Origin of the sequence: Collinsella aerofaciens, assembly GCF_040910265.1 — a bacterium.
Classification (GTDB): Bacteria; Actinomycetota; Coriobacteriia; order Coriobacteriales; family Coriobacteriaceae; genus Collinsella; species Collinsella aerofaciens_BK.
This window is the reverse complement of the sequence record NZ_JBDGAW010000029.1, coordinates 12,641-27,865: the sequence shown is the minus strand read 5'-3', so window position 1 is coordinate 27,865 and position 15,225 is coordinate 12,641. Positions and strand designations below refer to the sequence as shown.

At 60.7% G+C, this 15,225-nt stretch carries 12 protein-coding genes; 1 reads left to right on the top strand and 11 read right to left on the bottom strand.

Going from position 1 to position 15,225, the window contains the following annotated elements; all coding sequences use genetic code 11:
* Positions 1–225 precede the first annotated feature (225 nt).
* From AB5Z14_RS09705 to AB5Z14_RS09675, 7 genes are all read right to left on the bottom strand, one after another.
* Positions 226–855 (bottom strand): HAD family hydrolase, encoded by a 630-nt coding sequence (locus AB5Z14_RS09705; protein WP_368131236.1) that lies wholly within the window; start codon positions 853–855, stop codon positions 226–228.
* 159 nt (positions 856–1,014) lie between these two features.
* Positions 1,015–1,998 (bottom strand): SIS domain-containing protein, encoded by a 984-nt coding sequence (locus AB5Z14_RS09700; RefSeq protein WP_271760483.1) that lies wholly within the window; start codon positions 1,996–1,998, stop codon positions 1,015–1,017.
* A 199-nt stretch (positions 1,999–2,197) separates the two neighbouring features.
* Positions 2,198–3,031 carry a PTS system mannose/fructose/sorbose family transporter subunit IID gene (locus AB5Z14_RS09695; protein ID WP_035136780.1) on the bottom strand — a complete coding sequence of 278 codons (834 nt, stop codon included), beginning with the start codon at positions 3,029–3,031 and terminating at the stop codon, positions 2,198–2,200.
* Between the two features lie 13 nt (positions 3,032–3,044).
* Positions 3,045–3,839, bottom strand: coding sequence for a PTS mannose/fructose/sorbose/N-acetylgalactosamine transporter subunit IIC (locus AB5Z14_RS09690; RefSeq protein ID WP_022095161.1), 795 nt, complete (start codon positions 3,837–3,839; stop codon positions 3,045–3,047).
* Between the two features lie 36 nt (positions 3,840–3,875).
* Positions 3,876–4,799 carry a PTS sugar transporter subunit IIAB gene (locus tag AB5Z14_RS09685; RefSeq protein WP_368131235.1) on the bottom strand — a complete coding sequence of 308 codons (924 nt, stop codon included), beginning with the start codon at positions 4,797–4,799 and terminating at the stop codon, positions 3,876–3,878.
* 182 nt (positions 4,800–4,981) lie between these two features.
* Positions 4,982–6,064, bottom strand: a complete 1,083-nt coding sequence (locus AB5Z14_RS09680; RefSeq protein ID WP_368131234.1) for a DMT family transporter — start codon at positions 6,062–6,064, stop codon at positions 4,982–4,984.
* A 371-nt stretch (positions 6,065–6,435) separates the two neighbouring features.
* On the bottom strand, positions 6,436–7,428 hold the full coding sequence (locus tag AB5Z14_RS09675) for an SIS domain-containing protein (protein ID WP_118226093.1): 993 nt from the start codon (positions 7,426–7,428) through the stop codon (positions 6,436–6,438).
* 205 nt (positions 7,429–7,633) lie between these two features.
* Between AB5Z14_RS09675 and AB5Z14_RS09670 the strand changes: the two genes are divergently transcribed.
* A complete protein-coding gene (locus AB5Z14_RS09670; protein WP_368131233.1) occupies positions 7,634–8,356 on the top strand; it encodes a GntR family transcriptional regulator in 723 nt (240 codons plus the stop codon).
* Positions 8,357–8,752: 396 nt separating this feature from the next.
* Here AB5Z14_RS09670 and AB5Z14_RS09665 read toward each other — a convergent pair whose 3' ends face one another.
* The 4 genes from AB5Z14_RS09665 to mfd form a co-directional block, all read right to left on the bottom strand.
* The gene (locus AB5Z14_RS09665) at positions 8,753–9,343 is read right to left on the bottom strand and encodes a GNAT family N-acetyltransferase (protein WP_368131232.1); all 591 of its coding nucleotides are present in this window, start codon (positions 9,341–9,343) and stop codon (positions 8,753–8,755) included.
* Between the two features lie 77 nt (positions 9,344–9,420).
* The gene (locus AB5Z14_RS09660) at positions 9,421–10,446 is read right to left on the bottom strand and encodes a threonine aldolase family protein (protein WP_368131231.1); all 1,026 of its coding nucleotides are present in this window, start codon (positions 10,444–10,446) and stop codon (positions 9,421–9,423) included.
* Positions 10,447–10,491: 45 nt separating this feature from the next.
* Positions 10,492–11,355 carry a phosphatase PAP2 family protein gene (locus AB5Z14_RS09655; protein ID WP_368131230.1) on the bottom strand — a complete coding sequence of 288 codons (864 nt, stop codon included), beginning with the start codon at positions 11,353–11,355 and terminating at the stop codon, positions 10,492–10,494.
* Between the two features lie 56 nt (positions 11,356–11,411).
* Positions 11,412–15,044: a transcription-repair coupling factor gene (gene mfd / locus AB5Z14_RS09650; RefSeq protein WP_368131229.1), complete on the bottom strand. Its 3,633-nt coding sequence runs from the start codon at positions 15,042–15,044 to the stop codon at positions 11,412–11,414.
* Between the last annotated feature and the right edge of the window lie 181 nt (positions 15,045–15,225).

Genomic DNA, 15,225 nt, shown 5'->3' with positions numbered 1-15,225 from the left:
ATTACGAGCTCCTGTGCGAATTGAAGGGAGCGCTCCCGCAAACTGCCTCTTGACAACTTATAGGAGCGTCGGTTTTACAAAGGAAGATATGCATTGTGCTCGGCCTGCGCCAAAAAGTCTACTCACTTAGCCCGAATCGAAGCCAAACGGATCAAAATAGAAACCAAATTGAGCCAATCCACCGAAAAAAACGTTTGAACCCGTGCTTCTCGCGGCGGATTGACACTACAAAGCGGCCAAAATGTCGGTCAAATTATCGATAACGGCATCGGCTCGCGATTGATCGAGGTTAACGCCCTCGTGCGGACGCAGCGCCAGGACGCGGGCGCCGGAACGTTTGCCAGCCTCGATACCCAAAGGCGAATCCTCGATAACCAGGCACTCGGCGGGCTCCACACCCAGCGCTTCCATGGCGCGCAGGTAGATCTCGGGGTCGGGCTTAAACGCGCTGCACTCGTGACCGCTGATGGTGTAATCCAGCACATCGGCAATGCCAGCAATCTCCACCAGCTCGTCGATCAGCTCGCGATAGGACGAACTCGCGATGGCACACTTCACGCCACGCTCGTGCAGCTCGCGCATCACCGGCTCCGTCTGCTCGTTGAGCAGCTCGGCATACGGAACGGGGTGATCCGGGCTGTAGACCTGCTTGTACTCCACGCGCAGATGCTCGCGCAGCTCAACATCGTCGGGCACCAGCGCCTCCCAAATGGCAGGCTCGTTAGATCCCGAAAGATCGGGGATCTCGTCAAAATGGAACCCCTTCTCTTCCATAAACGCCACGCGACGACGGTTGTAGAACCACTCGGTATCGACCAGCACGCCGTCCATATCAAACAGCACTGCTTTGATCATACGCATCTCCTCCCACCTGCCAAAAAGGGACAGGTTTATTTTGGTAGGTTTTATCTGGGGTTTTGCGACGCGACAGACACGCCCTCCCCAAAGCAAAAAGGGGACGGGGCACAAACCCCATCCCCTCTCAATCAACCCGTAAGGTTTACTTACTTGTGATTAGTAGGAAAGCTTCCACATGTAGCGACGCATGGTCAGCGGGTGCTGACGGGCCTCGGCGATCTGGTTGCCGTACTCGCGCATAACGGCGAGGTGCAGCAGCGGGTTGAAGTAGGTGATGACGCTCGCCGGCACGGCGTCGGCCAGACCGTAGTCCTTGGAGTCGATCAGAGCGACCTTGGCACCCATGCGCTCAAGGAAGGTGAGGGCGCGAGCGTCCATCGGGCGGGTAGCACCGTCGGACATGAAGAAGACGTAGGGCTTACCCTCGGTGGAAACCTCGAACGGGCCGTGGAAGTACTCGCCGGTGTTGTAGGCGGCGGCGTCGATCCACTGCATCTCGGTGAACAGGAAGGCGGCGTGAGAGTAGGCCATCTTCTCGGAGGCACCGGAAGCCATGAAGTAGATCATCTTGTCGTCCTTGAAGTCCTCGGCGAACTTCTTGGCGAGCTTCTTGCAGTGCTGAGCGGCGTTCTCGCACAGGTCGAAGATGTTGGTGAGGCCGGTGATCATATCCTCGTAGTGATCATAGCCCTCGGTCTGCTGAAGGATCTCGAGAGCAAGAGCGATGGCGTAGCCAGGCTTCTCGGCCTTGGCGGCATAGTTGGCGTGGAAGCCGTGGACGATGACGTGGTCGGCGTCGACGGTCAGAGCGGAGCCAGCCTTGTTGGTGAGGGAGACGACCGGGCAGTTGTGCTTCTTGGCGGTCTTGTTGGCCTCGACGGTCTCGGGCGTGGAGCCACCGAGGGAGCAGGTGATCACGAAGGTGTGCTCGTTGACCCAGGAGGGCGTGTCGTAGTTGAACTCGTTAGCGGTGAAGATCTGAACGTTCAGCTTGTCCGTGTTGTTGGCCAGGAAGTACTTGGCGGGGTACAGGTCGGACATGGAGGCACCGCAGCCGACGAAAGCGACGCTGTGAATCTCGTGGTTGGACAGGACGTCAGCGACGATCTGCTTAGGGAGGTTAAGGTCGATCTCGTACATCTGACACATTCCTTTCGATTTTTGCGGCGCCACATTGCCGGGCGCTCGCAGGGTTACCGTGGTTTGGACCGAGTCGCCGGCCCGTTGAGGATGCGACAAGGGGACTGTCCCATTGTCGCATTTTGGGAATGGAAGCCTGCCTGGGGTATGGGATGCCAGGCAGGCCCCCGGGGGAAAGCGGTTAGACGCTTGGTCGCGACTAGGCCAGGATGCCGGCCGCGGAGAGGGCGATGCCGCCCACGATGGCGATCACGAGAAGCCAACCGGTGTTGACGTTCTTCTTGATGAGCCAGTACATAAGGCCGGTGAGGCCAAGGGAGATCATCTGGGGCATCATGCCGTCCAGGATGTCCTGGATAACGACGGTGCCCTCAGCGAACTGCAGCGGGGTGGTGGCGCCGATCAGCGTAGCGATCATGCCGCCCACGGACATAAGACCCACGATGCCGCAGACATACATGAGCTTCTCCATGAGGTCGCCGCCCTGAAGCTTGCTCAGGTACTCGTGGCCGCCCTGATAGCCCATCTTGGCTGCGAACCAAGTGATCAGCACAGAGGGGACGATGGAGATGAGCATGGCCAGGATCGGGCCCATGATGGAGCCCTGCTGAGCCAGCTGAACGCCCAGGCCAAAGGCGATAACGCGGATGGTGCCCTGGAAGAAGGAGTCACCGATACCGGAAAGCGGACCCATGAGGGAGGTCTTGACCGCGTTGATCGAATCGGGATCGAAGTTCTCGGGATCCTTGGCGTACTCCTCCTCCATGGAGGCGGAGAGGCCCAGGATGAAAGCGCTCGTCTGCGGGGTGCAGTTGTAGAACGCCATGTGACGGTGGTAAGCCTCTTTCTTAGCAGCGAGCTGCTTGGGGTCGGACTCATCCGGATAGAGGCGATCGAGCGTGGGAACCATGCCGTAGAGGAAGCCCATGTTCATCTGACGCTCGTAGTTCCAAGAGGCCTGGATGGCCCAGGAGCGCCAGAAGAACTGGCTGACCTTCTTGTTCAGGGACACGTCCTTGGTTGCGGTTGCCATAGTGTGTTCCTCCTTAGTCTTCGTCGTCTTCGAGCGGATCGTAGTCGGAATCAACACCGGCGGCAGCATGGGAACCGTTGAACTTGAAGCCCATGAAGACGACAGCCAGGCACACACCGATCAGAGCGACCGCGATGACGGACAGGTTGAGGTAAGCGGCGAGCAGGAAACCGATGAACAGGAACGGAGTCATACCCTTCTTGATCATCATGGTGAGCAGCAGGGCCAAGCCGTAGGCAGTCATGATCTTGGTCGAAACGTTAAGACCAGTGGACAGCCACTCGGGAACCATGTTGACGATGGCCTGAACCAGGTCGGTGCCAACAAAGACGGCGAGGAAAATCGGCAGGAAGTACATGATGGCGTACAGACCGGAGCCGGCGCAGATGTGCATACGGTAGGCGGTCTTGAACTTTCCGTTATCGATCGCGCTATCTGCCACATGGGTGAGGGCGGCGATGATGGAACGGAACACGATGCCGAGGAGCTGACCCAGGACGGCGACCGGGATGGCGATCGTCATGGCGGTCTCGGCGGAAGCATCGGTCAGGCACGCAAAGGCAGCGGCCACGATGCCGCCCAGGACCATATCGGGCGGAACGGCGGCGCCGACCTGCACCAGGCCCATGGACACGAGCTCGACGGCGGCACCGACGGCAAGGCCGGTGGGCACATCGCCCAACAGCAGACCGACGAGCGTAGCGCCAACGAGGGGCTGCTCGAAGTTAAGACGACCGAGCAGGCGGGAGTCCCACATGCAGAACACGCCGACGAGGCCGACGAGCACCGCACTGATGAACGTATTCATACCCTTCTCCTTTCAGTCAGGCAAAAGCCTGGTTGATTACAGCTTGGCGTCGATGTCGACGCTCTGATACGTAGGGGTCTGCTGAACATAGAGCTTGATGCCCATGTCGAGCAGCTGGTTGACGTCGGCCTTCTGGGTGGCGTCGAGGAAGACGGAGCTGTCCTTGCCTCCGACCTGATCGGCACCGTCGTGGTTGGCGGTGGCGCCCAGGTTGATGGCGTCGAGCTTGTAGCCCTGGCAGAACTGCAGCATCTCGGCGGTGTTGCCAAAGACGAACATGACGCGCTCGCCGAGGGTGTTGAGCTTGTCCATCTTGGCGAGGGCACGCTCGACGGTGAAGACGTTCAGGCGCACGCCCTGGGGCTTGGCCAGCTTAAGAGCGCCCTTCTTGATGTCATCGTTGGCGGCGGCGTTGTCGACGACGATAATGCGCTCGGCCTGAACCTTGGTGGTCCAGGTAAAGACGACCTGGCCGTGCAGCAGACGGTAGTCAAGACGTGCGAGGACGATCTTGGCGGGACCGGAGCTGTGACGGGACGCCTTGGCCTTCTTGGCGGGAGCCGCGGCGGCCTCGACCGGTGCGTTGGGGTTGGTCAGACCGGTGCGGGCCTCGTTGATGAGGGCCGCGAGCTCGGCGCCCTTGACGGGGACGGGGCTCATAGCGAGCGTGAGCGCCAGCGGGATGTTGAAACCGCTGATCACCGTGAACTTCGTGCCGTTCTTGGAAAGCTCGACCATGCTGTTGTTGACCGAGCTGCCGAGCATATCGGTCAACACATAGACGGTGTCGTCCGCGTTGAACGTGGCGATCATAGCCTCAACCTTATTGGTGATGGGCTCCTTGTCGTCACGAGCAAGCGACACGACGTGGACGTTCGACACGTCGCCGAGAACCATCTCGAGCGTGTCTTTGGCGCCTGCGGCCAGGCCGCCATGAGATGCGAGAATGATCTGATTCATCTTGCCTCCTCCTTTTCGTTATGGTCATTATAACGTCTTATACGTTGCTTATATTGCTAATTAGTATAAAGACCGTTCGCGGGTGAAAATCGACCGTTGACGGGTTTAACGCACTTGAAACGTTGGGGCCGGGTAGGCCGGCGTTGTTTTGTCGACACCCGATCAGACGCCTCGCCTATCCCTTATCGCACGAAGTACCAGGGGCTTTCCTGCACGGTGGGTTCCAGCGCGATGCCGGTGCGCTCCTTAAACAGATCCATGTCCTGCGATTTCTCCGTCCACCACGCGTTGGGCTTAAAGGTCATGCTCTCAATGACATGACCGACAAACACACTGTTGCGCAACTTAGAGAAGTCGGTGTTCATAATCAGGATGGACGCGAGCACCAGCACGATGCCCAGGACTTTGATCGCGCCGGCGGGCTCGGCGTAGACACCAATGCCCAGCAGTACGGTGACGACCGTCTCGAATGACATTACGACGGGAACTTTCGATGTCTCGAGCCCCATGGACAGACCCTGCATATATAAGATGTAGGCCACAGCTGTGGGGATGAGTCCAAAGCCAAGGAACAGCAGCAGCAGCTGTGGCGACATTGCCGCGGCGACATCCGGCCACGGAGCCGCGATAGCCGCCATAACCGCACCGCCAAAAACAAAGCCCCAAAACGTGACAGCCAGCGGGTGGACCGTCTTGGTTGCTATCCGGCTAAACACCGCGAGCGACGCACCACAAAGGCCTGCAATCACGCCCGACGTGACGCCCCAAACCGAAAAATGGAAACCGGAAAGGTCGCCATTGGTCACTGCAAGCACGCAGCCAACGATGTTAAAGACAATGGCAACGAGCTTGTTGGGGGTCACGTCCTCGCGATAAAGTACGCGGCCGAGCATGACACCAAACACCGGCGAGGTGTAGAGCAGCACCGAGGCCGTGGACATGCCGACCTCGCCCATGCACTCGTAATAGCAGGTGTTGGCGGCGGCCAGACCGACGATACCGACAAGCGCGCAGGGGACGAGCTCTTTGGGGCTTGCCTTGAACAGGGCCAGCGGACCCCGAGCCACGGTAGACCCCTCACCCGGACGGCAGCCCATAAACATCAGGACCGGCGCCAAGATAAGCGCTCCGACCAACAAGCGAAAGGCAGCCATGCTCTGGGACGAAACGCCCATGGCCGAGATGCCGTTTACAAAGATTCCGATGCTGCCCCACATAAGCGCGGCGACCAGCACCAGCACATAGCCCAGATTGCTTTTCTTCAACGCAGCCTCCTCGGTATTGTTTCCAATATGTTTCACACTACGTTATAGTCGTTATATACATTTTTCAAGACACAAATCGCCGAACGGAAAAATCTGCTTCCCCACATACTCATTGGGTAGTCATTGGGGACGCACTTAAATGACTGGTCATTCAAGAACGCCCCCAACGACTAGGACTGCCAAGTGCCACATCTGGACCAAGGCAACGCCGACGCTTTGACAACGTCAGCGAAAACCCGCCAGAGCGAGCAAGGTGCCTTGAAGCGAAGCGGCATTGACCTTCTGGTCATGCCGCTGAAGCTGAAAGGCAGATTGCCGCTCTGGCGGGTTTGCAGCGTCGAGCCGTTACGCCGTTCGGTAGAACGGCGTAACTAATACTCAAGCTTCCACATGTAGCGGCGCGTCATGTAGTCCTTGTGAGTTACGGCAGAGAGTGCGCGCATGTAGACGTTGTTGAGGATCGGGGCAAAGATCAGGTGGTTGAAGTACTCGCTCACGCTGTCCTTGATGTCGTTGAGGCCGAGCTCCTTGGCGTCGAGCTGATAGACGCGCTCGCCACCATACTGGTTAACGAAGCGGATGCCGCGCTCGTCGTTGCAGCGGCTGCGGCCGACGCTGATGAGCTGGAACAGCGAGGTGCGTTTGTCCAGGATCTCGAAGGGGCCGTGGAAGAAGTCGCAGGTGTTGATGGTGCAGGAGTCGATCTGCAGCATCTCCTGCACGTTGCAGATGCTAAAGACGTAGGCGGCACCAAAGAGCGGGCCCTGGGCCATGACGTTGATGCAGGGCTTGTCGGCGTTCTGCTCGGCCCACTTAGCAGCGAGCGGACGGGTGTACTCGACGGCCTTGCGATAGATGGGGTCGACCAAGTCGAAGGCGGCCATAGCGGTCTCGTACTCGGCATAGCCCTCGGTCTGCTGCGTGAGCTCCATAGCAATCATGGTCACGACGGCAGAGTTGGTGCGACCCATGCAGGACTCGTCGACGGCCAGACTGTCGTACTGGATCTTGTAGTCGCAGACCTCGGTGAGACCGGACTCGTCAACATAGATGGCGATGGTGCTGGCGCCGTGGTCCTTGGCGACCTGGGCGGCAACGATGGTCTCCTTGGTGCCGCGCATGGACACGACGACGGCCAGGGTGTTCTCGTTGACGTAGGCCGGGGTGGCGTGCACGAACTCGTTGCTGGTGTAGCTGGAGCTCACGACCTGCGTGGCCTCGTGCTCCATAAAGTACTGGGCAGGATAGTTACCGCCGTTGGATCCGCCAGCGCCAATCCACACGACGCGCTTGATGCCGCCCTTGTCTGCCTTGTCAGCCAAAACCTGGGAGACGACATCCTTAACCTGTTCCTGAGTAGTCATCGTGCATCAGCCTTTCTTCTCGTTTGATGCTCTCGATGGCATACAAGTTACATACATGTTTTGGTTATGTCGACTAGTTGTATGCTATATTTGTCCTAGAAATTTTGTTGGTAAGGTTTTCGGCAATCCGTTACCAGCGGTTTTATTGTCATGTTGGATACATGCTTTGTTCTGTAAACATACAGGTTAGATACAGGTTGATCGCATGAACGCTTCGTCTAAAAAGAAACTGGCCCAATACGAGCGCTTGGCAGGCACGCTGCGCGACCGCATCGCCGCCGGCACCTACGCGCGCGGAGACAAGCTGCCGTCCGAGATGGAGCTCATGGACGAATCGGGGCTGTCGCGCAGCACCGTGCGCCACGCCCTTAAGGTGCTCGTTGACGAGGGCTTGGTTCGCACCGAGCGCGGACGTGGTGCCTTTGTGGCCGACACGCCCGCGCTCCACGAGAACAACCTGGTGTTTTCGAGCTATACCAAGCAGGTCGAAGGTCAGGGCATGAAGCCCACCACGCGCACCGTGGACTCGGGCTTTGCCAAGGCGGCCGGCAGCATAGCTAAGTTCTTTGACGCCGCCGTGGGCAGCAAGCTCGTCAAACTTGTCCGCCTGCGCTACCTGGACGACGCGCCGCTGTGCCTGGAGACCACCTACCTGCCGCCAAGCTTCGAGACGCTCATCGATCGCGATATTAACGGTTCGCTCTACGCCACGCTGCGACAGGAGTTCCATCGCGCGCCGGCACAGGGGCATAAGACCTTTGAGGTGTGCTACGCCTCGCAAAACGAGGCGTTTTTGCTCAACGTTGAGCGCGGGCAGGCGCTGATCCTGATCACCGACTACGTCTACGACACCGACGGCCGCCCGCTCCACGTCTCCAAGCGCATCCAGCGCACCGACCGCGCCAAATACACCGAGCCCATCGGCTAGCGCACCAAACGAGGCAAACTGTACCTAATGAACGTTTTACCTGCGGTTTTATTAATTCTCAAGCCAGCATGGCACAAATGCCAACATCGCCTGGCAATACGCGCCGTCCAAGCTCAACTGTTCCTGCTCAGAATATCCAGTACCGCAAATCTAAGTGAGTAGACTTTTCGTGACCTGTCGAGCACACCAAAAACTGTCACCTCTGTGACCTGCGGTTTTACTAAGGCAGATACGCCTTGTGCTCGACCTGCGCCAAAAAGTCTACTCACTTAGTTCGAATCGAAGCCAAACGGACCCAAATCGAAGCCAAATTAAGCCCATCCGCATCAAAAGACGCGTGAATCCGTACTTCTCGCGGTGGATTGACGCTACAAAGCGGCCAAAATAAACCTGTCCCTAAATGGTAGGTTTGGGAAGGTCGGGGAACCAGGTTGGTTTGGGTTGGTTGGGTGTGCGTTCGGCCAGGACCAGCTCCATCCAGCACATGTCGTACCAGCGGCCGAACTTTTGGGCGCAGCGATCGAAGGCGCCCACCAGGCGATACCCCATATGGGCATGGAAATCCTGACTGTTGTGCGTTAGATACTCGTCGTCCTTATCGTGCGGCACGGCAATGAGCGCGCACATGTTGGTGATGCCCATCGCGACCAGGCATTGCTTGAGCGCGTCGTGCAGCTTGCGACCCAGCCCGCCATGGCGCACATCGCGTGCCAGGTAGATCGACGTCTCGACCGACCAGTCGTATGCCTCGCGGCTGTTAAGCGGACTCACGTAGGCATAGCCTACCGGACGCCCGTCCAACTCCATCACCAGATACGGATAGCGCTTGAGCGTACGCTCGATGCGCCCGGCGAACTCCTCAACGCTCGGCACCTCGTATTCGCAGGTAATCGCCGTCTCGCGCACATACGGCTCATAGATGGCAAGCAACGCCGGCGCGTCTTCGGGCGTCGCCAGGCGAATCGTCGGCTCGGACATCTCGGCCATACAACCCTTCTCCCCCAAAAACAAAGGCCGCCTTGCGCCAAACCCAGCGCAAGGCGGCCCCTCGTCATTACATCAGGCTACAGAACCGCCGCCAACGCGTCGATATCCTCCTGCGTCGTGGCCCAGCTGGTGCAAAAGCGCACCACCGTGTTGGTTTCGTCGTACTTTTCCCAGTACTCGATCGCCGCATGCTCGCGAATGCGGGCCATGTCCTCGTTGGGCAGAATCACGAACTGCTGGTTTGTGGGCGTCTCCAAGAAGAACTGGTAGCCGTGCTCGTGCAGCACGCGACGAAGCGCCTGCGCGGTTTCGATCGCCTGGCGACCAATCTCAAAATACAGGCCATCGGTAAAAAGAGCCTCAAACTGCACGCCCGTCAGGCGGCCCTTGGCAAGCAGTGCGCCATGCTGCTTAATACGCGGAATGGGATGCGCCGGGGCGTGCATGCCGCAAAACACCACGGCCTCGCCGCAGAGCGCGCCGCACTTGGTGCCGCCGATGTAGAACACGTCGCACAGCTGCGCCAGCTCGGGCAGGGTAATGTCGCACTCATCGGCCGCCAGCGCATAGGCCAGGCGGGCGCCATCCACAAACAGCGGAATCTCGCGCTTCTGGCACACTGAGCGAATCGCCGCGAGCTCGGCCTTGGAGTACAGCGTGCCGTACTCGGTCGATAGGCTCACGTACACGGCACCCGGAAACACCGTGTGCTCGTAGCTCTCGTTTTCGTAGAATACCTGGATATAGTCCTCCAGATCCTCGGCGTGCATCTTGCCCTCGTAGCCGGGGATGGTGAGCACCTTGTGGCCGCCAAACTCGATGGCCCCCGCCTCGTGGCAGGCGACGTGGCCAGTCTCAGCAGCAACGACGCCCTCGTACGGCGCGAGCAGCATGTCGATCACCGTCGCGTTGGCCTGCGTGCCGCCCACCAGAAAAAACACGTCGGCATCGGGGGCCTGACAGGCCTCGCGGATAAGCTGCTTGGCACGCTCGGTGTGCGCATCGGTACCATAGCCGGGCTGCGGCTCCATATTGGTGTCGACAAGCGCCTGCAGCACTGCCGGATGTGCGCCGTGGGAATAGTCGTTGTTAAACGCGAGCATGGCAATCCTCTCTTACCGGGTATCGGCCAGATGATTCAAACGGAGCTATTGTACGCCGTTGGGATAGGCAATGCGCGCGGCAAGGCACTCAAGCGTCAGCACCAGGGCAAAACCGCAGCTCACGTCACTCAAAAAGTGCGCGCCGATCACGATGCGCCCAAAGGCGACGAGCGCCGCGACCACAGCCGCCGCCCAAAAGATCACGCGGCGACGCGAAGGCTTTTCCTTAAAGGCCGCCGCGGGAAGCCCGGCGAGCATAAGGCCGATCGCCGCATGCGCCGTGTGTCCGCTCGCAAACGACTTGAACCCGTCCTTGATCACGCCGGCGGCGATATAGGCCCACTTGTCGGGATTGCCGATCACCCACCACGGCTGAAAATTGAGCCCCGGCGTGACCTCGATCACGCGCATGCGCGGGCGCGACCATAACGGCTTAACAATGACGTTGAGGATGATGGCCTGAGCGACCCACACGGCCAGCACCATCAACGCCCAGCGCGTAAGCTCGTCGGGCTCGGTCGTGCGCGTGAGGCGGTAGGCGATGAAGTTGGCTGCGATGACCAACGCAAACGTCAGAACCAGCTGAAACGCAATAAGCTTGCCGCCGACGCGCAGCGATCCGATAATCTCGTAGCCGACCAGACCCACGTTGATCAAAACGCCCAGCGCAGCGAGCCACTTGCTCGCCTTGGAATCGGGGCGTGCCGAGCGCACGAGCATAACGCCCGCGATGCTCGCCGTCAGCTCGAACGGCAGCTCACCGGCCGCCTCGACAAAGCGACCGTACATGCTGCCGATGTTGAACAGCGCACTCGAGATTTGATAATCAAAGAAGCTGCCCACGCCCAGACAAAGGCACAGAACAACTGCGATAATGGCGACATCTTTCTTGTAGATGTATCCGAACATGCTTTCCTTTCGATGGAACCAGAGTGCCCAAATAGGGTGTTTGCAGCGTCGACTCGCTAGTCATCATCACTAGCGCCCAGCTGCTGCAGCAGCATGAGTGCCGCGGCCACGGGGCCGGTGCCGTCGTTGGCGTCGAGGCCGCGGCCCAGGCCGCTGCCCGCGCCGGCGCCCGCCTTGTAGGGCACCGATAGCTTGCGGCTCTTGGGGAAGTTCACCGCACCGTAGCGAGTCTTAAGCTCAAAGGCCACCTTCTTGGGCACTTCGACGCCCAAAAACGTGATGCGTCCGCCGCTGAGCGTGACGCTCTCGAGCCCCAGGCGCTCGCCGCGAATACGAATGCGAGCGCGGTTGAACAAGTTGAGCCCCGCCAGCGGCAGCTCGCCGTGCGCTGCCTCGGTCTCCTCCTGCACCTCGTCGATGCTTTCCAGATCCTCGGCCGCCGCAAGCTTTCGGTACACGAGCACGCGCTGGTCCACCGCCGGCATGTACTCCTCGGACAGGAAGTAGTCGGCCGGCAGGTTGATACCCACGCTCGCCGCCTCCACGCCGGCATCGTCATCGCCGCGCGCCTCGGCCACGGCCTGGCCCAGCATCTGCGTAAACAGGTCGAAGCCCACACTCGACAGGTTGCCGTGCTGCTCGGCGCCCATAAGCGAACCGGCGCCGCGGATCTCCAGGTCGCGCATGGCGATGCGCATGCCACTGCCCAGGTCCTGGAACTCGGAAAGCGCAGTGAGACGCGCCGTGGCCTCCTCGGTAAGCGGCAGCTCGCCCGGGAACATAAAGTACGCGTAGGCTTGCGTGGCCGAACGGCCCACACGGCCCTTGAGCTGGTAAAGCTGCGCCAGGCCCAAGCGCTGCGAATCCTCGATAATAAGCGTGTTGGCGGTCGCGTTATCGATGCCACTCTCCACGATGGTCGTGGCGATAAGCACGTCGATCTTCTTGGTCGCGAACTCGATCATCACGTCCTCGACCTCGCGCGGGCTCATCTTGCCGTGTGCCACGCCCACGCGCGCCTCGGGCGCGGCCTCGTGCACGCGCGCCACGGCATCGTCGATGGTCTTGACGCGGTTGGACACGTAATACACCTGACCGCCGCGGCCCACCTCCAGGCGAATCGCCGCACTCACCACGTCGGGGTCGTACTCCCCCACGTGCACGATCACGGGACGACGCCCGGTCGGCGGCGTGGTGATCAGGCTCATGTCGCGCACGCCACTCGTGGCCATCTGCATGGTTCGCGGAATAGGCGTTGCCGAGAGTGTGAGCACGTCGATTTGCTCGCGCAGGTTTTTGAGCTGCTCCTTGTGCTGCACACCAAAGCGCTGCTCTTCGTCGATGATCACCAGGCCCAGGTTCTTGGGGTTCACATCGGCCGAAAGCAGACGATGCGTGCCGATGAGCACGTCTATCGTGCCCTCGGCAAACGCCTTGAGCGCGCGCTTCTGCTGCGCCGGCGTGCGAAAGCGGCTGAGCACCTCGACCTCAAGGCCAAACGGGGCAAAGCGCTCAAAGAACGTCTCGTAGTGCTGCTGGGCAAGAATGGTCGTGGGGCAGAGCACCATGACCTGGCGGCCGGAGTCCACGCACTTAAACGCCGCGCGCAGAGCGACCTCGGTCTTGCCAAAGCCCACGTCGCCGCACAGCAGGCGGTCCATGGGCTTGGGCGCCTCCATATCAGCCTTAATGTCGGCGATGGCCTCCAGCTGGTCGCGCGTCTCGTCGTAGGGGAAGCTCTCCTCCATCTCGATCTGCTCGGGCGTATCGGGCGGACAGGCGATACCGGTAATCGACGAGCGACGCGTATAGAGGTCGACCAGGTCAAACGCCAGCTTTTTGGCATTCTTGCGCGCCTTGTTGGTGGCCCGCGTCCAGTCGGCGGTGTTGAGCCTGGTCAAGCGCGGTTTATCGCCGTCGGGACCAACGTAGCGCGTAATGCGGTCAACCTGCTCCAGCGGCACGTAGAGTTTGTCGCCGTCGGCGTATTCCAGCAAAAAGTAGTCGCGTTCCTTGCCGCCCACTTCCTGGCGCGCGACCTCACTAAAGAGCGCGATACCGTGGGTAGCGTGCACCACGTAGTCGCCCGGTTTAAATGGGAAGGTGATCTGCGTAATGTCAACCTTGCGGCGGCTGCGCGCGCGGTTGGCATCCATGCGGGCGTTGAGGTCGGCAATCGAGAATACGGCCAGGTTGGCATCGGGCACCACCACGCCCTGCGGCAAGGCAGCATCGACAAAGGTCACGCGTCCGCGCGAGATGGTGGGCACGGCGGCACCGGCGGCAGCCTGGGCGGCACCCGCCTCGAGCGAGCGGGCGTTGAGCGCATCGGCCTTACGCTCGCGAATGGAAGCATGGGCCTCCTGGCGTGCGGCACGGTCGGCGGAATCCGCCGCTGCCACGCGCACGCGGTCGCCGATAGCGCCGGCATTTTCGGGCGCGGCGGTCAGCGATTCCTCAAAGGTAATGCCCTCGTCGCCAAAGGTGAGCTCCATCGACTCGCGCGCACCGCGGTCGGGGATGGCAAACACGCAGGCATAGCGCTTGCCCACGACCTCCTGGATGCGCGTCATAAAGCGATTGTCCGAGCCCGCAATGGCCGGCTGCTCAATCTTGAGCTCTGCCGTCACCGCACCGCCGGCACGGATGAGGCTCACATAGTTCAGGCGCTGCTGAGCACCAAAATCGAGCTGCTGGGCACGCACATACAGGCCGTCCAGACGGTCGACCCCCGCCTCGCCGGCACGTGCCTCGATATCCTCGTAGGCGCGCAGGCAATCGTCGAACAGCGAGCGCGGCTCGGACAGCACTACGAGCGCCTTGCCGCTCACATGCGAAAGCGGGCTCACGGTCTGGCCGTACATCACCGGCAAAAAGCGGTCGAGCTCAGGCGTGACGATGCGCGCATCCACCATCTCGAGCAGCGCCGCCAACTTGCTGTCGTCCTGGCTGGCGCGGTAGAGCGCCACATGCATGTTGTGAACGGCCTCGTCGGTAAGCGCCAGCTCGCGACAGGGGAAGATCTCGATGCTGTCCTCGTTGCCGATGGTCTGGCCCGTTGAACTCACCATGCGGCGGATGCGATCGATCTCGTCGCCGAAGAACTCAATGCGCACGGGCGCCTTTTCCTGCGCGGGAAACACCTCGACGGTGTCGCCGTGCACACGGAACAGGCCGGGCGCGTCGGCGGCGCCGGCATTGGTGTAGCCCATGCCCACCAGACGCTGCGGCACCTCGTCAAAAGGAATCTCCTCGCCCACCGCGAAGGTCGTGGACTCCCAGTAGTGGCTCTCGACTGGTGGCACGCAACGCAGCAGCGCGCGAGCCGAGGCGACCATGATGCAGTTGTCGCCGCGCACGATGCGCCCGAGCGCCTCGCAGCGCTGGGCTACCACGGCGTCGTCGGGCGCCTGCTCGCGCCAAGGGTAGTCCTTGCGCTCGGGAAAGCGGCACACGTGCGCCAGGCCCACATAGGCGGCCAGACTACGTGCGGCGCGATCGGCCGCATCCTCGCCACTCACGATGTAGACCGTGGGGCGCGGACGACGCGCAAACTGGGCGGCGGCCATAAGCGTTCGGCCCGACTGAGACACGGCCAGCGTCACGTCCTCGCCAGAATCGAGCCCGGCCTCGACGGTCTGCAGTGCCTCGGCAGTATAGAGCTGCGCGGCTATACGGTGAATGAGCATGCTGTTCCTCCGGCATTGCAACGCCAAAAGCCCGCCGAGGCAAGCTCGGCGGGTCGTTCGTCAAATTCGTTGCCTGTCATGGTAGCGCATGAAGAGGACTCCAGCTCAGGCGTACGCCCAGCCCCGCAACAAAAACGCCAGATAGAACCGGGCTCATCGGCTTCGCCAAAATCTCCCCGTC